The sequence below is a fragment of the Halomonas sp. TG39a genome, from assembly GCF_000744395.1.
Taxonomy (GTDB): Bacteria; Pseudomonadota; Gammaproteobacteria; order Pseudomonadales; family Halomonadaceae; genus Vreelandella; species Vreelandella ventosae_B.
This window is the reverse complement of sequence record NZ_JQLV01000002.1, coordinates 33,718-51,683: the sequence shown is the minus strand read 5'-3', so window position 1 is coordinate 51,683 and position 17,966 is coordinate 33,718. Positions and strand designations below refer to the sequence as shown.

At 54.8% G+C, this 17,966-nt stretch carries 12 protein-coding genes; 10 read left to right on the top strand and 2 right to left on the bottom strand.

Annotation, left to right across the window (positions count from 1 at the left end):
* Positions 1-38 precede the first annotated feature (38 nt).
* From rnd to U738_RS18305, 4 genes are all read left to right on the top strand, one after another.
* Positions 39-1,175 carry a ribonuclease D gene (gene rnd / locus U738_RS18320; RefSeq protein WP_035583878.1) on the top strand — a complete coding sequence of 379 codons (1,137 nt, stop codon included), beginning with the start codon at positions 39-41 and terminating at the stop codon, positions 1,173-1,175.
* On the top strand, positions 1,172-1,486 hold the full coding sequence (locus U738_RS18315; protein WP_035583876.1) for a YcgL domain-containing protein: 315 nt from the start codon (positions 1,172-1,174) through the stop codon (positions 1,484-1,486). Before rnd ends, U738_RS18315 begins: the two co-directional genes overlap by 4 nt.
* A 12-nt stretch (positions 1,487-1,498) precedes the next feature.
* Entirely contained in the window at positions 1,499-2,059 is a 561-nt protein-coding gene (locus U738_RS18310; RefSeq protein WP_035583874.1) for an acyl carrier protein phosphodiesterase, read from the top strand.
* 61 nt (positions 2,060-2,120) lie between these two features.
* The gene (locus U738_RS18305; protein ID WP_211596093.1) at positions 2,121-2,564 is read left to right on the top strand and encodes a YcgN family cysteine cluster protein; all 444 of its coding nucleotides are present in this window, start codon (positions 2,121-2,123) and stop codon (positions 2,562-2,564) included.
* Here the strand turns inward: U738_RS18305 and U738_RS18300 are convergent.
* The gene (locus U738_RS18300) at positions 2,529-6,017 is read right to left on the bottom strand and encodes an EAL domain-containing protein (protein ID WP_035583870.1); all 3,489 of its coding nucleotides are present in this window, start codon (positions 6,015-6,017) and stop codon (positions 2,529-2,531) included. The two genes, U738_RS18305 and U738_RS18300, sit on opposite strands and share 36 nt — an antisense overlap.
* Before the next feature lie 291 nt (positions 6,018-6,308).
* Positions 6,309-8,411 carry a S9 family peptidase gene (locus U738_RS18295; RefSeq protein WP_035583868.1) on the bottom strand — a complete coding sequence of 701 codons (2,103 nt, stop codon included), beginning with the start codon at positions 8,409-8,411 and terminating at the stop codon, positions 6,309-6,311.
* Positions 8,412-8,473: 62 nt separating this feature from the next.
* On the opposite strand from U738_RS18295, the gene U738_RS18290 reads away from it, so the two are divergent.
* The 6 genes from U738_RS18290 to U738_RS18265 all read left to right on the top strand — a co-directional run bounded on the left by U738_RS18290 (position 8,474) and on the right by U738_RS18265 (position 17,965).
* Positions 8,474-8,899, top strand: a complete 426-nt coding sequence (locus U738_RS18290; protein WP_035583866.1) for a hypothetical protein — start codon at positions 8,474-8,476, stop codon at positions 8,897-8,899.
* Positions 8,900-8,971: 72 nt separating this feature from the next.
* Positions 8,972-9,751 carry a class II glutamine amidotransferase gene (locus tag U738_RS18285; RefSeq protein WP_035583864.1) on the top strand — a complete coding sequence of 260 codons (780 nt, stop codon included), beginning with the start codon at positions 8,972-8,974 and terminating at the stop codon, positions 9,749-9,751.
* Between the two features lie 211 nt (positions 9,752-9,962).
* Positions 9,963-11,648 (top strand): AMP-binding protein, encoded by a 1,686-nt coding sequence (locus U738_RS18280; protein WP_035583862.1) that lies wholly within the window; start codon positions 9,963-9,965, stop codon positions 11,646-11,648.
* A gap of 240 nt (positions 11,649-11,888) precedes the next feature.
* On the top strand, positions 11,889-15,893 hold the full coding sequence (gene hrpA, locus U738_RS18275; protein ID WP_035583860.1) for an ATP-dependent RNA helicase HrpA: 4,005 nt from the start codon (positions 11,889-11,891) through the stop codon (positions 15,891-15,893).
* Positions 15,894-15,989: 96 nt separating this feature from the next.
* Positions 15,990-17,111 carry a beta-ketoacyl-ACP synthase III gene (locus U738_RS18270; protein WP_035583858.1) on the top strand — a complete coding sequence of 374 codons (1,122 nt, stop codon included), beginning with the start codon at positions 15,990-15,992 and terminating at the stop codon, positions 17,109-17,111.
* A 32-nt stretch (positions 17,112-17,143) separates the two neighbouring features.
* The gene (locus tag U738_RS18265) at positions 17,144-17,965 is read left to right on the top strand and encodes an MlaA family lipoprotein (protein WP_035583856.1); all 822 of its coding nucleotides are present in this window, start codon (positions 17,144-17,146) and stop codon (positions 17,963-17,965) included.
* Position 17,966: the final 1 nt, after the last annotated feature.

Sequence of the window (17,966 nt, the reverse complement as noted above, 5' to 3'; positions counted from 1 at the left end):
AAACGCAAGCGCGGTAGCGTTTGCGCCAACTTGGAAGAATGCTTTTGTCCTCTCTTACTCCCTCTTATCAATGGCTTGATACCCCTGATGCGCTTGATGCGGCATGCGAACAAGTAGCCGATGCGGCCGTGATTGCTCTGGATACCGAGTTTTTCCGAGAGAACACTTTTTTTCCAGTCCCCGCGCTGATTCAATTCACCGCCGGTGAAGAGGCTTATCTGATTGACCCGGTGGCCGTCCCGTGTACCGATAAATTTCGCGCTCTGCTGCAGAATAGTGCCATCAAGTTGCTGCACGCTTGCAGCGAAGATCTAGAAGTCTTCCAACACTGGGCGGGGGTATTGCCAGAGCCGCTCATTGACACCCAGGTGGTACAAGGCTTCTTGGGCGAAAACCCTGGCATGGGGTATCAAAAGCTGGTCGAATTTTGGGTCGGTGAAACCCTGCCGAAAGAGGAGACCCGCTCGAATTGGCTAGTGCGCCCGCTGTCGCCTGCGCAGTGCCACTACGCCGCGCTGGACGTTATCTATTTACTCAAAGTCTGGACGCTGCAGGCTGAAAAGCTTGCCATATTGGGGCGCCGTGAGTGGGTCGACGCTGAGTGCACAAGCCTAATTGAACAGGCGGGCCGCAGCGTTGATAACGACCAACAGTGGTATACCCGCCAACGCCAGCTATGGCGCCTCACGCCCCGTCAAATGGAAGCGTATCGGCTGATGACCACCTGGCGTGAAGGCGAAACGCGCCGTCGCAACTTGCCGCGTAATTGGTTGATTAGTGACAAGCTGCTGTTTGCGATCGCCGAAAAGATGCCGAGCAATCGCTTCGAGCTCGCCGAGGTGGAAGGCGTTAAGCCGATGCTCATCAAAAAAGAGGGCGATGCACTGCTGGCGATGGTCAAACAGGCCCAGCACTGCGATGAAATAGCCCTGCCCAAGCGCTGGCCGGACCCCATGCACCCGACGTTCAAGTCACGCTTTAAAGCGCTCAAGAAGGTGGTAACCGGCAAAGCCGATGACTTGGGGGTGGCACCGGAAATGCTGATGCGCCGCCGGGATATTGAAACACTGGTGATGCAGGACTTGGCGGGTGAGCCTTTCACTTGGCCGACCGGTTGGCGGGGCGAGTATTTGAATGGTGCGCTGGCCCAAGCCCTTGAGGAACGACCATCATGAGCGACAAGCTGATTTGCGAGGTTTTCAAAAGCTCGCGTAAAGATGAGATGTATTTATACCTCGATAAGCGTCAAGGATTTGCTAACGTCCCAGAGCAGTTACTGGAAACGTTTGGCAAGCCTGTGCCGGTGTTTACCATGCTACTGACCGCGGACAAAAAATTGTCACGGGTGAATGCCGCAGACGTGGTGGAAGGTATTAAAGAGAAAGGCTTCTATTTGCAAATGCCGCCGCCTAAAGAAGCCTATTTGCTTGACGTGCATCGCGCCCATGTTGCCTCGCGTTCTAATGCACGTTCTGATCAAGAGTAGCGACAGGCAGTTATGAATTTTCTTGCCCATGCCTGGCTGGTGAGCGCCGGAAGCGATGATTTTCTCTACGGAAATTTAATTGCTGATGGCGTTAAGGGTCGCGATTTAAGCGCTTGGTCTAGCGCCACTGCGCTGGGTATTCGCCATCACCGCCGGGTGGATGCCTGGGTAGATAGTCATACCTGCGTTGTTAATGCGCGACGCCGTGCGCCAGCTGACCAACGTCGCTATGCGGGTATTGCTCTGGATATGGTGTGGGATCATTTCCTGGCCCGGGATACGGCGGGCCAGGCGGATCAAGAGGCGATTGTGGAGCGTTGTTATCGGCTGCTCTCCGCGCGCCCTGCGCCAAATCGGTTGGCGGGTATGATGCCGATTCTCGTCAAGCACGACTGGTTAAGAGGCTACGCTGACTTTGCTTTCACCTGCAGGGCGATTGCCGGTATCGGGCGGCGTTTGTCTGGCCCCAATCAGTTGGCGGCCTTAGTGCCTTGGCTCCACGATGATTATCAAGCGCTAGAAAATGACTTCCAGACACTATGGCCCGAGCTATTGGCTGAATTAAGCTACTAAGCTACACCCCATAATAAAGAGTTTTTCCGTGACAATGAGGCATGACAGGAGGGAGACAGCGATGCGCGAACGTTTTTGGGAGCGCTTTACCCTTGAAGAGCTAACGCCCCAGGAGTGGGAGGCGCTATGCGACGGCTGTGGGCAGTGCTGCCTGCTAAAGCTGCACGATGAGGATACCCAGGAGTTGGCGGTGCTCAATGTGGCTTGCCGCCTGCTGGATATCCACAGCTGTCAGTGCAGTGATTATGCCAACCGCTTTGACAGCGTGCCCGACTGTACTCAGCTGACCCCTGCCTTGGTCAAAGAGTTTACCTGGCTACCGCAAAGCTGCGGCTACCGGCGGGTGGCGGAAGGGCGCAAGTTGGCAGGCTGGCACCCGCTGTTAAGCAATGACGCCGAACGGGTTCACCGCAAAGGGGTGAGCGTGCGCAGCTTTGCGGTGTCCCAAGATGAAGTGCCTGAACAGCAGCTAGAGTCGCACATTATTGCCGTGCTGCCGATGTGATGCCAACCATGCCTGCAGTGCTTCAAAAGGCATAGGCCGGGCGAATAGATAACCCTGAAACACATCGCACTTCAACGCCATCAACTGCTGTTGCTGCTGAGGCGTCTCTACCCCCTCCGCGACGACCGTCAGATCGAGGTGGTGAGCCAGGGCAATAATACCCTGTACGATAGCCGCGTCTTTGCTGTTGTTGGCGATATTGTTGATAAAACTGCGGTCAATTTTTACCTTATCAACGGGTAGGTGGCGCAGGTAACTCAGGCTTGAAAAGCCAGTGCCAAAATCGTCAATGGCAACGCTGATCCCCATTTCACGCAGCGCATGCAGCGTCTCAATCGCGGCGTCGGTATCGTTCATCAATATGCCTTCGGTTAACTCAAGTTCTAGCGATGTTGCGCTGAGCCCGGTGGCTTCAAGGGTAGCGCTGAGCGAGCTTAAAAAACTTGGCCGGTGAAACTGCATCGGCGAAAGGTTGACCGATATACGGCAGTGGCTGGGAAGCCGCGGCCGAAGCCTCAGGAAATCCCGCGCGGCGCGCTCTATTACCCACTGGCTTAAGGCGATAATTTGTCCTGTCTCTTCAGCAATAGGGATAAACAGCACCGGTGAGATAGCGCCTTTGGTCGGATGGTTCCAACGGACCAGCGCCTCGAAGCCCTTAACGTGCCCATCGGCCGTTAACAACGGCTGATAATGCAGTTCAAACTGCTCATTCAGAATCGCTTCCTGCAATTCATTTCTCAGCGTCACCCGCTGGGTTAGTTTTTGATTAATATCTTGAGTGAAGGTTTGTAAGGCATTGCGGCCTTGCTGCTTGGCTTTGTACATCGCCATATCGGCTTGCTGAAGCAGCTCTTCAGGTTGCGCCAGCTGTTTGTCATTGAGCGCAATGCCAATACTGGCTGAAAGATAAAGTTCATGTCGATCAATACAGTAGGGCAGTGCAAGCGCTTCAAGCAAACGCTCTCCAATGTCCTGCGCTTGCTGGGGGCTATGCAAATCCGGTAGCAGCAATACAAACTCATCGCCCCCGAAACGGCACAAGGTGTCGGAAGGCCTGATCGCCTGCTCAAGCCGTCTAGCGACGTTGATAAGCACTTGGTCGCCAATGCCATGGCCCAGGGTGTCGTTGATCGGCTTGAATTCATCCAAGTCAATAAACAGCACCGCTAAATGTTGATTGTGCCGCCGGGCGAGCTCAACATCATGGCGCAGATGATCCTCAAACAGGGCGCGGTTACCAAGGCCCGTCAGTGCATCGTGGGTGGCATGAAAAGCGAGCGCGTTCTCATGGTCCCGACGCTCAGAAATATCGTTAATACTGCCCACAAAGTGCGTGATATGACCGTTATGGGAGCGCACCGGGGAGAGAAATAGGTTATTCCAGAACGCTTGACCGTTTTTGCGGTAGTTACGTAGGGTCAAGGTGATATCGTGCTGCTGAGTAAGAGCATGCTGGATATCGGTCATTTGCTCTGGGTCGGTATCTTGGCCTTGTAAAAAACCGCAGTTGCGCCCTTTTGCCTCTTCCAGCGAATAGCCTGTTATGGCCACAAAGGCGGGGTTTACATAAACAATGGGGTAGTCAGGTTGCCGTGCCTCGCAAATTAAAATGCCATTGCTGCTGGCTTCAATGCTGCGCTGATAGATACGCAACTGGGACTCTTTTTGGCGCAGCGCGGTCATCTCCTTGGCAATTCCGTAAACACCTACCACTTGATCCATGACCACCGTGGGTAAAAACGAGACATCCAATTGGCGTACGTTGCCCTGTTGGCTGATGATTTCCAAATCGAAACGCTGGGCGATACCCATTAATGCTTGTTGGAAAGCAGTACCCACGATGGAGTGGTGTTCAGGCGCAACAACCTCTTTCCAATGACTGCCAATAATCTGTGCTTCGTTAATTTCAAGCAGGGTGAGTACGGATCGGTTGACGCTTAAGTGATAGCCGCTCAAATCTAGCGAAAACACTGCATCGGGGTTTTGTGTAAACAGAGAGCGAAACCGCTGTTCGCTATCTTGCAGGGTCTCTTTGGCTTTCGAAAGCTCACGGGAACGTTGGGCACGGGCAGATATCAAGGCAAGGCTGAAAATCAATTGATAGGTGAGTAGCAGGCCGGAGAGTCCAACACCAGCAGCAAGAAAATTGGTGGTGAGGAGGGGCTGATTTGATCGTTCCGAGAGTGCCAAAGTGATCACTGTTCCGCCCGGTAACGCCACCGTGTGCTGCGCTAGCGTCATTGCTGGTGGTGCTATTGAAGCAGTGGGTAGCAAGCCCTCCCCTTGGTTAATCAGGTGACCATTGGCGTGGATTATATGCAGCGTAAAAGCGCCGTTAACCGTGCTGGTTTCTTGCTCTACGAGCCGCGCTATATCGATAACGGCGACTAGCTGGTGGGGCTGGTCCTGAGGTTGGATGGAGAGAAGCGCTAGCGTAGGGCGTTCAAAATCGGGGAATGACCACTGAATGACACTTCGTTGCTGATTAAGCCAGGTCAATGTAGCCAGGTTAATTAATTGATCATCTAGCCAGAGTAGCGCGCTGCCATGGCGTGAACGGCGCCATATATCATTGGCGAGCGGGTTGAAGTATGCAATGGCGAGTATGCTTGGATAGTCTGTCCAGTAGCGCGCAACCTCCCGGCTGCGCGATGCTGGGTCTTCAAAGACCTGGTGCCAGCGCTCCGCCAAGCGTTCCAGTACAATCGCTCGCGATGCCAGCGTCTGGTTAATATTAACCGCAATGCTTTCCAGGTTCTGCTGAGCCCCTTGGCGCATCTCGTGGTGTTGATCCCAACTGACTAAAAACCAACCGCTCATACTTAAGCTAACGCCTAGGATGCCAAACAGTACGGCGGCATTGCTTAAGGATGTTTTTAGATGAGGAATATGCCGACTCACCATTAGCATCGCGATACCAAATAGAAAACCGACTAGGCCAGGGATAAGCGCGCTGGCGCGGGGTAACCAGTCCGGCACAGTTAAACCATAATGGACGGCAAAGGTAATGCAACCCACCACCCATAAAAACAGCCCGCCGAGCTGCCAAATAAGCCGCTGCCAACGTCCTTGAGGGCCGACCCAGAGGCAAAATGCAGCCATAAACAGTATGGGGGCGGTTTGGCTAGGCAGGCGTTGATGACCACTCAGCAGGGAGACCGTGTCATAAGTGGGGTCTAGGGCATTGTGGATCAGCGTATAGCTGGCAACCGCAGCCAGTGCGATAGAGGTTACTTTGCGAAAACGTTCGAAGTTAGCCATCACTGCGCTGAGGCCTAACCCGCAAAGTAAAATAACCAGCGCACTGTCCGGTAGCAGAGCGAGCGCATCGGGCTGGTGAACATCAGGAAAAAAGCCCATCAAGAAGCCACCTGCACCAATCACAATGGTGGCCACCAGCAGCATCAGTAAGCCCGCTTGAAGTGCCAGTTCGCGATTATTGACATCCATTAGTTATTATTTATGCATCCAGTGAAGGGTGTGTTTACGCCGATTCACATAAGGTACCTTTAGAAACCAATAGCTCACCAGGGGATATCATCAACGCAAGTTGGAAACATCTTTTTATTAACGCCAGCTGAATTTATTAAGTTTATGTATTTAATATTATTTTTGTATTCTGAGCTTAAGTTGAGTGGGGTTTTCTATGCATAAAGGATATGAGTGTTTTGATAAAAAATCTCAAGCAATATATGCATAGGCCTGCTGTACTTGCCGGAGCGCAGCAGGCCTGTGAGCACTTTACTCAGTGATTGCCAGTGTTTGCGGGTTCAGGCCCAGCGCCCAAAGAATAAACGCATCTTGCCGGGCGGTATCGCGCCAGGCCTTGAAGCGGCCAGATGCGCCGCCGTGGCCACTGCTCATATCGGTACGCATCAGAATTGGCGCTGATCCCTGTTGCTGCTGGGACACCTGGGCATAGAACTTGGCGGGCTCCCAGTAGCTGACCCGGGTGTCAAACCAACTGCCCTCAATCCACAGGGCTGGGTAGGTTTGGGGCTGGATATTGTCGATCGGCGAGTAAGCGCGGATTCGGGCGGCAACCTCTGGCTCCTCTGGGTTTCCCCACTCGCTGTACTCCGCGGTGGTTAGCGGTAGCTCTGGATTCTGCATGGTGCGCAGTACGTCTAAAAAGGGCACATCCAGCAGCGCCGCGCAAAATTTTTCCGGGGCACGATTAATACAGGTACCGACCAGTAACCCACCGGCGCTGGCGCCATAGGCTGCTATGCGCTGTGAATCGCTAATACCCTGTTCGACAAGTGCTTCACGCGCGGCCAGGAAGTCATTAAAACTGTTTTCCTTGTGCTCCATTTTACCGTTTAAATACCAGGGCTCGCCGCGTTCGCCACCACCGCGGACATGGGCAACCGCAAAGGCTGCACCGCGCTCCAGCAGCTCCAACCTGGCGATCGAGAACCAGGGGTCGAGCGCATCACCGTAGGCACCGTAGCCATACAGCAGTGTGGGTAGGGCCTGGCCCGCCAAGTCGGCGCGCATCACTACCGATACGGGCACCTGTTCACCATCTTGGCTGGTCGCCCAAAGGCGACGGCTGATTAACTGTTGCGGCTGTAAATTGCCGTAAACAGGTACCCGTTTCAGTAGTGTGCGTTCGCCGCTGATTAGATCAAGTGCGAACCAGCTGGGCGGCTGGGTAAATGACTCTTCACGTAGATGCACTATCTGTGTATCGAAGTGCGGCGCATCTTCCAGCATCTGGGAGCAGGGTTGTTCGGGCAGTGCCAGATACTCATCCTGCGTGCATCCGTGCTGGGCATCGAACAGCAAACGCCGCAACCGCACCTGCGCCTGTGCATGATCGCGCTCCGCCAGTATCAGCCCCCAGGCGAACGCATCAACGCCTTCCAGGGTAGCTCCTTCACGGTGGGCGATTAACGTTTGCCAATTCAATTGGGGCTGACCAAGCTGACTTTCGGGCAGGAAGTCGAGCTGGAAGTGAGCACCCGCCTGATTATGCAGACGATAAAAGCTGCCTGGGCGATGATCGATGCTGTACTCAACCCCTGCCTGTCGCGGCTGAATACACTGTGGTGTTGAAGTTGACGAGTCAGCGGGCAGTAGGTGGATTTCACTGGTGTCTTTTGAGCCGCTTTCGAGCAGCAGCCACGACCGTGAACGCGTTTTGCCGATGCCAAGCCAAAACTCAGGGTCCTCTTCGCGTAACACCAGAGCGGGCTCTTTGGAGGCCTCAGGTTTAGCCAGTGAGATCGAAAACCGCCAAACGCTATCGGGGCGCTGAGTGTCGTCAAAGCGCGTAAACAGCAAGGTAGCCTTGGTGGCAGTTTGATCTTCTGCCCAGCACAGCCCCGCACCAATATCGCTCAACAGTTGCACCGGCTCCCCGCTAGGCAGTGCTTTCAGCCATAGGGTAAACCGCTCATCGCCTTGGGTATCTTCTGTCCAGGCTAACCACTGCTCATCGGGGGAGAGCGCCATATCGCCCATATCGTAAAAGTCGTGTTCGGCGGCGCGGGCTCTCACATCGAAAAAGCATTCTTGCTGTTCGGAGTGGTGATTGGGATGGCGCCACCAACAGGGGTAATCATCGTCCGCACCTGTCTCGCTCCAGAACGTGAAGTGGTCAAGCGTTGTCTTAAGGCTGGTCACGGCTAATTCGCGGCGTGCCAAGTGGCTCTGGTATAACGCTTCCTCCAGCGGGGCAAGTGGGGCAAACCAATCGGCTTGTTGCTGGTTGGCGGCCTCTAAAAAGGCGCTGACCTGTGGGTCGTCGCGCTCTTCTAACCAGTGCCATTGCGGGTCATTAGCGCGATAATAGCGTGCAGCGGGTAAGCCTGAATGTATGCCTTGCTGTGCTTTCATAAATTGATAGGTACCATAACGGGAAATCAACGTCGGGTGAGTTCACCCATATGAGGGGTATTATGCTGTTTGCAAATTCAACGCCAATGCTTTGGTTGAGTTATTACGGGCTGTCGCTGCTAGTGATTGTCGCGGTCTATTTTGCGCTCACTTTTCTGCCTCGCTTGCCACGTCTTGTACTGACCTGGACGGTTGCCGGGGCGGTATGGGTGCCCGCGACTTTCCGGCTGCCGCTAATCGAAGAGGGTGAATTCTATACCGGTTGGGCACCTTCGGCGATGGTGGCGGCGGTTGGCTTTTTAGAAAATAACGGCTCGGCGCTACGTGGCGGGTTGATGTGGCTGGTATTAGGGATGGCGTTAGGTGCGCTTATTGGCGTTGCACTTTGGTGGTGGCGCCGCCCAGGCGAGGCTGAGTATGTCACCCAGGAAGAAGAAAGTGATGACGAAGGCGAATCGCCACGCCGTCGCGAACCGGTGATTGGTTGATGCCACGTTTGAACAATGTCTTGATGCCTCAGTATGTGCAAATCGTATGTATGAACCGTATGTGTAAAGCGTATGTGTGAACTGCTGGGTATGAGCGCCAATGTACCCACCGATATCTGTTTCAGCTTTTCGGGCTTTTTGCACCGCGGTGGGGGCACGGGCCCACACCGCGATGGCTGGGGAATCGCCTTCTACGAAGAGGGCGGCTACCGCGACTTTCGTGACCCTCACCCGTCGGTCGATTCGCCCATTGCGCGATTAATTTGTGACTACCCGATTAAGTCCAATGTGGTGATTAGTCATATTCGCCAAGCCAATGTAGGGGGCGTAAAGCTTGCCAATACGCACCCATTTACCCGAGAAATGTGGGGGCGGCCCTGGTGCTATGCCCACAATGGCCAATTAAGTGGCTGGGAGAGCCTAGCATTAGGTAATTATATCCCGGTTGGCAGCACCGATAGCGAGCACGCCTACTGCTGGCTAATGGGTGAGTTACGCCGCACCTTTCCTACGCCACCTGCTTCACCTGAAACACTCTGGGAGTACTTGCACCAGCTGTGTGAGCAGCTAAGAGCGCTTGGGGTGTTCAATATGCTGCTCTCCGATGGCCGCTATTTGTATACTTATTGCGCCACTAAGTTGGCGCACATTACCCGCTGTGCGCCCTTCGGCGATGCGGAACTTTCCGACGCTGAAATGACGGTGAACTTTGCCGAACACACCACACCAGACGATATTGTGTCAGTGATTGCCACCGAGCCTCTCACCCATAATGAAGCGTGGCAGCGCATGGTGCCCGGCGAACTATTGGTCTGGCGCGATGGAGAAATCCAGGCGCGTTACTGTCCATAAGCGTAGGTGTTGCTAAAGTGAAATAAGAGAAGTAGCAATGAATTAAGCGAGCCTGACTATGGGCTAAAGTTTAAACGTAAGTTTCAATCGATCGTTTTACAGCCTGTTATAGGTCGTATATCGTTGGGCGTCTTAAGCTATTTTCAGACAAAGCCCAGCGACAACAACAAGGTCGGTGATCCTACGCCGACGCCGATAGCGGAGATTGCCCATGAGCGAACACGCCAACGCCGCCGTTTTACGTGGCCCAGCGCTTGAAGGGTTGGATCAATACGATTCAGTCACGGATGTTTTTCATAACGCAGTAGCACGTTTTAAGGACAAGCCAGCTTTTTCCTGTATGGGGAAAACGCTCACCTTCGCTGACCTTGATCGCCTCTCAGCAGACTTTGCTGCTTGGCTTCAGCATGAAACCGACCTTGTTCCAGGCGATCGTATCGCAATCCAGTTGCCCAACGTACTGCAGTTTCCGGTGGCGGTATTTGGCGCGCTGCGGGCAGGCTTGGTGGTGGTTAACACCAACCCGCTGTATACCGAGCGGGAAATGGCCAATCAGTTCAAGGACTCTAACGCTAAAGCCATTGTGATTTTGGCCAATATGGCGGACAAGCTCGAAAAAGTGCTCGATAAAACAGATATCAAGCACGTGCTCGTCACCCAGTTAGCTGACTTGCACGACGTTCCCAAGCGCTGGTTAATCAATGCCGTGGTGAAGCACGTCAAGAAAATGGTGCCTGCCTATTCACTGCCCGGCGCGGTTGGTTTTCGCGATGCGCTGAAAAAAGGCGCCTCGCTAAGCCATAGCGAGGTCAAAAGAGGCCCTGATGATTTAGCCGCGCTGCAATACACCGGCGGTACTACGGGTATGCCAAAAGGCGCGATGCTGACCCATCGCAACCTCATCGCCAATATGTTGCAAGCGCGTGAAGCCATTGGCGCCCATCTGACCGATGGCGAAGAGCTGGTTGTCGCCCCGTTACCGGTGTATCACATCTATACCTTTACGGTTAACTGCCTGTTTTTAATGGAAACCGGTAACCACTCCTTGCTTATCACCAACCCTCGTGATCTGGATGGGTTTGTCAAAGAGCTCAAGGGGCTGCCTTTTACTGCCTTTATCGGCCTCAACACGCTGTTTAATGCATTGTGTAATCGCGACGACTTCAAACAGCTCGATTTTTCCAAGTTGAAGCTGACGATCTCCGGCGGCATGGCGCTGACTAAAGCAGCGGCGCAGCGTTGGGAGCAAACTACCGGTTGTCCTATCGCTGAGGGGTATGGTCTGACCGAGACTTCTCCCATCGTTAGCTTTAACCCCACCGATGCGATCCAACTGGGCACTATCGGCAAGCCTGTGGCAGGCACCGCGGTAAAAGTCGTCGACGCCGATGGCAACGATGTGGCGCTGGGTGAGCCAGGAGAGCTGTGCGTGCAAGGGCCGCAGGTGATGAAAGGCTACTGGCAGCGCGAAGACGAAACTCGCGATTCCATCGATGAAGATGGCTGGTTCCACACGGGTGATATCGCCGTGCTGCAGGATGACGGCTACATCCGCATCGTTGATCGCAAAAAAGACATGATTCTGGTCTCTGGCTTTAATGTGTACCCCAACGAAATTGAGGACGTGGTGGCTGCTCATCCTGACGTACTTGAATCAGCGGCGGTTGGCGTACCGGATGAAAATGCCGGTGAAGCGATCAAGCTGTTCGTAGTGAGCAAAAATGACCAGTTGGATGAGAAAACGCTACGCGATTGGTGCAAAAAAGAACTCACTGGCTATAAGGTCCCCAAGGTCATCGAGTTTCGTGATGAACTGCCCAAAACCAACGTGGGCAAAGTGCTCCGCCGCCAATTGCGCGACGAAGAGCCCTCAAAAACGTCATCAGATAGCCATTAATAAACACTCGATTAGCGGGCGAGGGCAGGTTGTAACAAGGGTCTTTCGCCATGGATGGCGAAAGTAGCGCCCACGGATGGGTTCACAGCGCCCTTGTGGAAACCTGGGCTCGCCCGCTTCCTGCTTGCTTTGTGGTTAGGCGTCGTGGAGCTGAAAGCGTTACACTATCCGACCCGCTCAATCGAGCGGGTCGTTTTTTTCTATCTCTTTTTAGACGTCTCTTGTTAAATGCCCAAGCGAATGGAAGCCGACTCAATCGTGACCACCGACACATCCCCAGCCCCCACCGATAGCCAACGTCTCGCGTCGCTGCAACAGGCGGCAGGGAGTGTGATGTTGCGTGATGCCGAACGGCTGGAACGTCGCTTGGCTGGTTTGTACCGCCGTCAGCGTGATAACAAGCCGATTAGTCGTGGTTTGGATGAAGTGCAGCGTGAGCTCGATCGCGCTCAGCAACAGCTCAGCTTGCGTGAAGCCCAACAAGTCGCGCTGAATTACCCACCTGAATTGCCGGTAGTTGAACGAAAAGAAGATATCGTTAACGCGATACGCGATCACCAAGTAGTGGTGGTGGCGGGGGAGACCGGCTCAGGCAAAACCACCCAGCTACCTAAAATGTGTTTGGAGTTGGGGCGCGGTCGCCGTGGTTTGATTGGTCATACTCAGCCGCGTCGTCTGGCTGCTCGCAGTGTGGCAGGACGCTTGGCAGAGGAGCTGCAGGTTTCCCTGGGCGAACAGGTGGGCTACCAGGTGCGCTTTAGCGACCAGAGCAGTCCGGGTACGCTGGTTAAATTGATGACCGACGGAATTTTGCTGGCCGAAACGCAGAATGACCCACTTTTGCTGCGTTACGACACTATAATTATTGATGAGGCCCACGAGCGCAGCCTGAATATCGACTTTCTGCTTGGCTACCTCAAGCGCTTGTTGCCCAAGCGGCCCGATCTAAAAATCATCATTACCTCGGCGACCATCGACGTAGAGCGCTTTGCCAAGCACTTCGGCACGGCTAAAACGCCCGCCCCAGTGGTGGAAGTCACAGGGCGCACCTACCCCGTTGAGGTGCACTACCGGCCATTGGTCCGCGATGAAGACGATGAAGAAGACCGCACGCTGCAAGAGGGCATTCTCCATGCAGTAGAGGAGATTGAAGCTGTTGAGCGCGAAAAAGGCTGGCTACACGGCCCCCGGGACGTGCTGGTGTTTTTACCCGGCGAGCGCGAGATTCGTGAAACCGCCGATACCCTGCGCCGCGCCGAGCTGAAAGGCACTGAAATCCTGCCGCTCTACGCACGGCTTTCCAACGAAGAGCAGAACCGCGTTTTTGCACCGCACCGCGGTCGGCGCATTGTACTCGCCACCAACGTGGCGGAAACTTCGCTGACTGTGCCCGGCATTCGCTACGTGATTGACCCAGGATTGGTGCGTATCAGCCGCTACAGCTACCGCTCCAAGATCCAGCGTCTACCGGTGGAAGCGGTTAGCCAAGCCAGCGCCAACCAGCGGAAAGGCCGCTGTGGACGGATCGCCGAAGGCGTGTGCATTCGCCTCTACAGCGAAGAGGATTTTCTCTCCCGGCCCGGCTTTACCGATCCCGAAATCCAGCGCACCAACTTAGCGTCGGTCATCCTTTCGATGCTGGGGCTAAAGCTTGGGGATATTGAAGCGTTTCCGTTTGTTGACCCACCGGATAGCCGCTTTGTTAAAGACGGCTTTCGACTACTGTTCGAGCTGGGCGCAGTGGATGAAAAGCAGCGCCTTTCCCCGCTGGGACGTAAGCTGGCGCGACTGCCGATTGACCCGCGCTTAGCGCGCATGGTGCTGTCGGGGGCCGAAATCGGCAGCCTGCGCGATGTGCTGATTGTGGTCTCGGCGCTGGCTATTCAAGACCCCCGCGACCGACCCGCGGATAAGCGTCAGGCCGCCGACCAAGCCCACCAGCGTTGGCACGACCCGGATTCCGACTTTGTCGCTTTGCTGAACCTCTGGCACGGCATTGAGAATGCCCGCGAGGAGCTGTCGGGCAATCAGCTGCGCCGCTGGTGCCGCGAGCACTACATCAACTACCTGCGCATGCGCGAGTGGCACGACACCTTCCGCCAACTGCGCCAATTGCTGCGCGATATGGACATTGACGTGCCCGCACCGCCGCCCCGCAATGACGACGAGAGCGAAGAGCAGGCGCGTCAAACGCGGCGTAAAACTTCAGGCAAGGTTCATCAGGCGCTACTTTCAGGGCTGCTCTCTAACCTGGGTACGCTGGTGGAGAACCGCGAGTACCTTGGTGCCCGCAACCGCAAGTTTATGATCCATCCTGGTTCAGGGTTAGCCAAGAAGTCGCCCAAGTGGATCATGGCGTTCGAGATGGTAGAAACCTCCAAACTGTTTGCCCGCACCGTGGCCAAGATCGACCCCCAGTGGATCGAACCCCAGGCGCAGCATTTGGTTAAGCGCAGCTACAGCGAACCCCATTGGGAAATGAAACGCGCCCAGGTAGTGGCCTTTGAGCAGGTTACGCTGTTTGGCCTGCCCATTGTGGCGCGGCGTCGGGTGCACTATGGCCCCATCGCCCCTCAGGAGTCTCGGGAGCTGTTTATTCGCCGGGCGCTGGTGGAAGGAGAGTTTCAAACCAAAGGCGCCTTCTTTGCTCATAACCGCGCACTGATCGACGAAGTCGAAGCGCTGGAAGATCGTGCTCGGCGGCGGGACATTCTGGTCGATGAAGATACGCTGTTTGATTTTTACGATCAGCGGATTCCGGCTGACATCGTCAACGGCAAGGGCTTTGAGCATTGGCGCAAACAGGCCGAACAGCAAGATCCGCAATTACTCCATTTCGATATTGATTCGCTTAAGGCGCGGGATGCCGATGACGTTACTCAGGCGCAGTATCCGGATCATTTAATGCTGGCGGGCGTGGCCTATCCGGTCAGTTACCACTTTGACCCTGAAGCCGAAGATGACGGTGTTACCCTGACTGTACCCGCCGCCATGCTGCCGCAAGTGCCGGTGCATGCTCTGGAGTGGTTGGTGCCTGGGCTGCTGCGTGAAAAGTGTATTGCGCTGCTGAAGTCGTTGCCGAAAAGCATCCGCCGACAGGTGGTGCCGATTCCCGATTGGGTGGATGCGGCGTTGGAAACCCTGGTGCCTGATCAACGCCCGTTAACCGAGGCGTTAGGGGAGTTTATTCGCCGCCGGACATCGACGCGGGTGCATCCTGACGATTGGCGCCTAGACTTGCTCGAACCGCACCTGATCATGAATATTCGCGTGGTCGATCATGCGGGCGAAACCTTAGGCCAGGGGCGCGATCTGCGCGCCCTGGAACAGCGCTTTGAAGCGGCAGCCAGCGCAGGAGCTCAGGCGCTGGCCGAACAGGTTAGCCATGAGCCCGCCGTTGCCGGGCTACCCAAAACGCCGCTGCCTGCCTCCCGGGTCACCACCCAGGCAGGCATTCGTGTAGAGGCGTATCCTGCCCTGGTCGCTGAAACCAGCGAGTTCAAAGTAGCGCTATTTGATCACCCTGCTAAAGCTGACGCTGCCCACCAGGAGGGCATCGCCCGGCTGGGCATTGCAAAGCTTCCCGAACAGGTTAAAGCGATTAAGCAACTGCCGGGTGTTGAGAAGTGCGCGCTGCTGTTCGCCAAAGTGGGCAGCAAGCAAGCCTTGATTGACGATCTGCTGCTTGCGGTGTTTACCCAGGTGATCGCTCAGCACCCCCTGCCGCGCTCGGAAGGGGAGTTTAGCCAGCGCCTAGCAGAAACACACAACCAACTGGTTGACGAAGCGCAAGCTCTGCTGGTGCGGGTAGAAGCCGCGCTACAGGGCCATCTGGCAGTTAGTAAGCTGCTCAAAGGCAAGCTTAATTTTGCCCTGGCGCTGGTGTACAGCGATGTTAGCGCGCAGATGCAGCGCTTGGTATATCCCGGCTTTATTCGCAATGCTGGCGCTTGGCTGGACGAATACCCGCGCTACACCGAAGCGGCACTCATTCGGCTTGAAAAAGCCGCTCGTGAACGCGGTCGCGATCAAATGATGATGCAAGAGGTCCAGTCATTAGAGGCCCGCTTTGATGCCCGCCGCGAGAGCGAGCGGCGCGGGCGGGTGGAAGACCCAGAACTGGTCGCTTTTGGCTGGTGGTTGCAAGAGCTTAGGGTGTCGCTATTCGCCCAGCAGTTGGGTACTAGTATGGTGGTGTCGGTAAAACGACTGGAAAAGCGCTGGCAAGAGATAATTAACGTTTAGCCGCGGGGTGGAAAAAAGCGCGCTAAACGCACACAGTAATGGTATGGGTGGCGGTTTAAGCTTCCTGGCGTAAGCCGCGGTGAAAAGGAGAGGTAGATGATAAATGCGGTGATTACCGGGACAGGGCTCTATACCCCGGAACACGCCATTGATAATGCAGCCCTGGTGGCGGCATTTAACGCTTGGGTAGACGCCGAGAATGGGCAACACGCCGAGTCCATCGAGCGCGGTGAGCTTGAACCGCTTGCCCACTCCAGCAGCGAATTTATCGAAAAAGCGTCCGGTATTCAGAGCCGCTATGTGCTCGACGCTTCAGGAATACTTGACCCACAGCGTATGCGGCCTAAACTGCCGCAGCGGGGTAATGACGAACCTTCGATTCAGTGCGAGATGGCGATCGCTGCCGCGCGCCAAGCGCTTGACGCTGCCCAAGTGGATGCTGCTGACATTGAACTGGTCATTGTTGCCTGCTCAAATCTAGAGCGCGCCTATCCTGCAGTGGCTGTAGAAGTACAGCAAACGCTGGGAACCAGCGGCTACGGATTTGATATGAACGTGGCCTGTAGTTCAGCGACGTTTGCCTTGGAAACCGCTGCCAATGCGATAGCCTCCGGTAGCGTCAAGCGCGCGCTGGTGGTCAATCCTGAAATCTGCTCAGCGCATCTTAATTTTCGAGACCGTGACAGCCACTTCATTTTCGGCGATGCTTGTACCGCTGTAGTACTAGAAAATAACGCCGATGCCGTGGCTGTTGAGCAGTTTGAAATACTCGGTACCCGCTTGGTCACCAAGTTTTCCAACGCGATTCGCAATAATGCTGGCTTTCTTAATCGCGTAACGGACAGTGACCCGATGGCCTTGGACAAGCTGTTTGTGCAGGAGGGTCGACGGGTATTTAGAGAGGTTTGTCCGATGGTGGCTAAATTGATCACTGATCATTTGGCCTCCTTGGAGTTAAGCGGTAGCGATCTCAAGCGTATGTGGCTACACCAAGCCAACCGACATATGAACGATTTGATTGCCCGCAAAGTATTGGGTTATGACCCCAGTGACATCCAGGCGCCGATCATTTTGGATCGTTATGCCAATACCAGCTCAGCAGGCTCCATCATAGCCTTTCATCTCCATCGCGAGGGGCTTGTAGCGGGTGATATTGGTGTGATTTGCTCCTTTGGGGCAGGTTATAGCGCAGGCAATGTGGTTATCCGGCGTCTATAAGTGCGCTGTGGAATTGAAAAAAGGAAAATGTCATGTGGCAGTGGTTAAATAAAGACAAGCCTGCGCTTTCGCTGCGTAGCAAAGGGGTGCCACTACTGCTGGTGACGTTACTCGCAACCGGCGGCTGTGCCAGCACGCAAATGGCAGAAAATGCTGCTCCAGAGGATCCCTGGGAAGGCTTTAACCGCAAAGTGTTTGCATTTAACGATGTGCTGGATCGCTATGCGCTTAAGCCGGTGGCAAAAGGCTATCGCACTATTACCCCTGACCCAGTGGAAACCGGGGTGGGCAATTTTTTCGCTAACTTAGGCGAAGTGCGCACTGCCATTAATAGTGTGCTGCAAGGCAAGCCTGCCAACGCAGGCCTGGCAACCTCCCGCTTTCTGATTAACTCCACGGTGGGTATTGGTGGCTTGCTGGATTATGCCACTCTGATGGAAATTACCGCGGATAAAGAAGATTTCGGCCAAACGTTGGCCGTTTGGGGCTGGCAAGATTCGCGCTATCTGGTGCTTCCTTTGTTGGGCCCCAGCACGCTGCGGGACACCACCGGCTTGCCTGCTGATATGACTTCGTATCCGTTGTATTACGTAGACGACGACGCCGTTCGACTAAGCCTGACGGCACTCAATGTGATTGATATTCGTGCGGGTTTGCTTGACCAGGAAGAATTAATTCGCGGTGATCGCTACCGTTTTATTCGTGACGCTTACTTACAGAGCCGCCAATTTGAGGTGAGCGATGGAGAATTGGGCGATGACCCCTTTGCCAGCGAAACATTCGAGTTTGATGACAGCGATTTTGAAGACAGTGACCAGGATGATAGCGGCTCTAGCGGCAACGTCGCTGATTGAG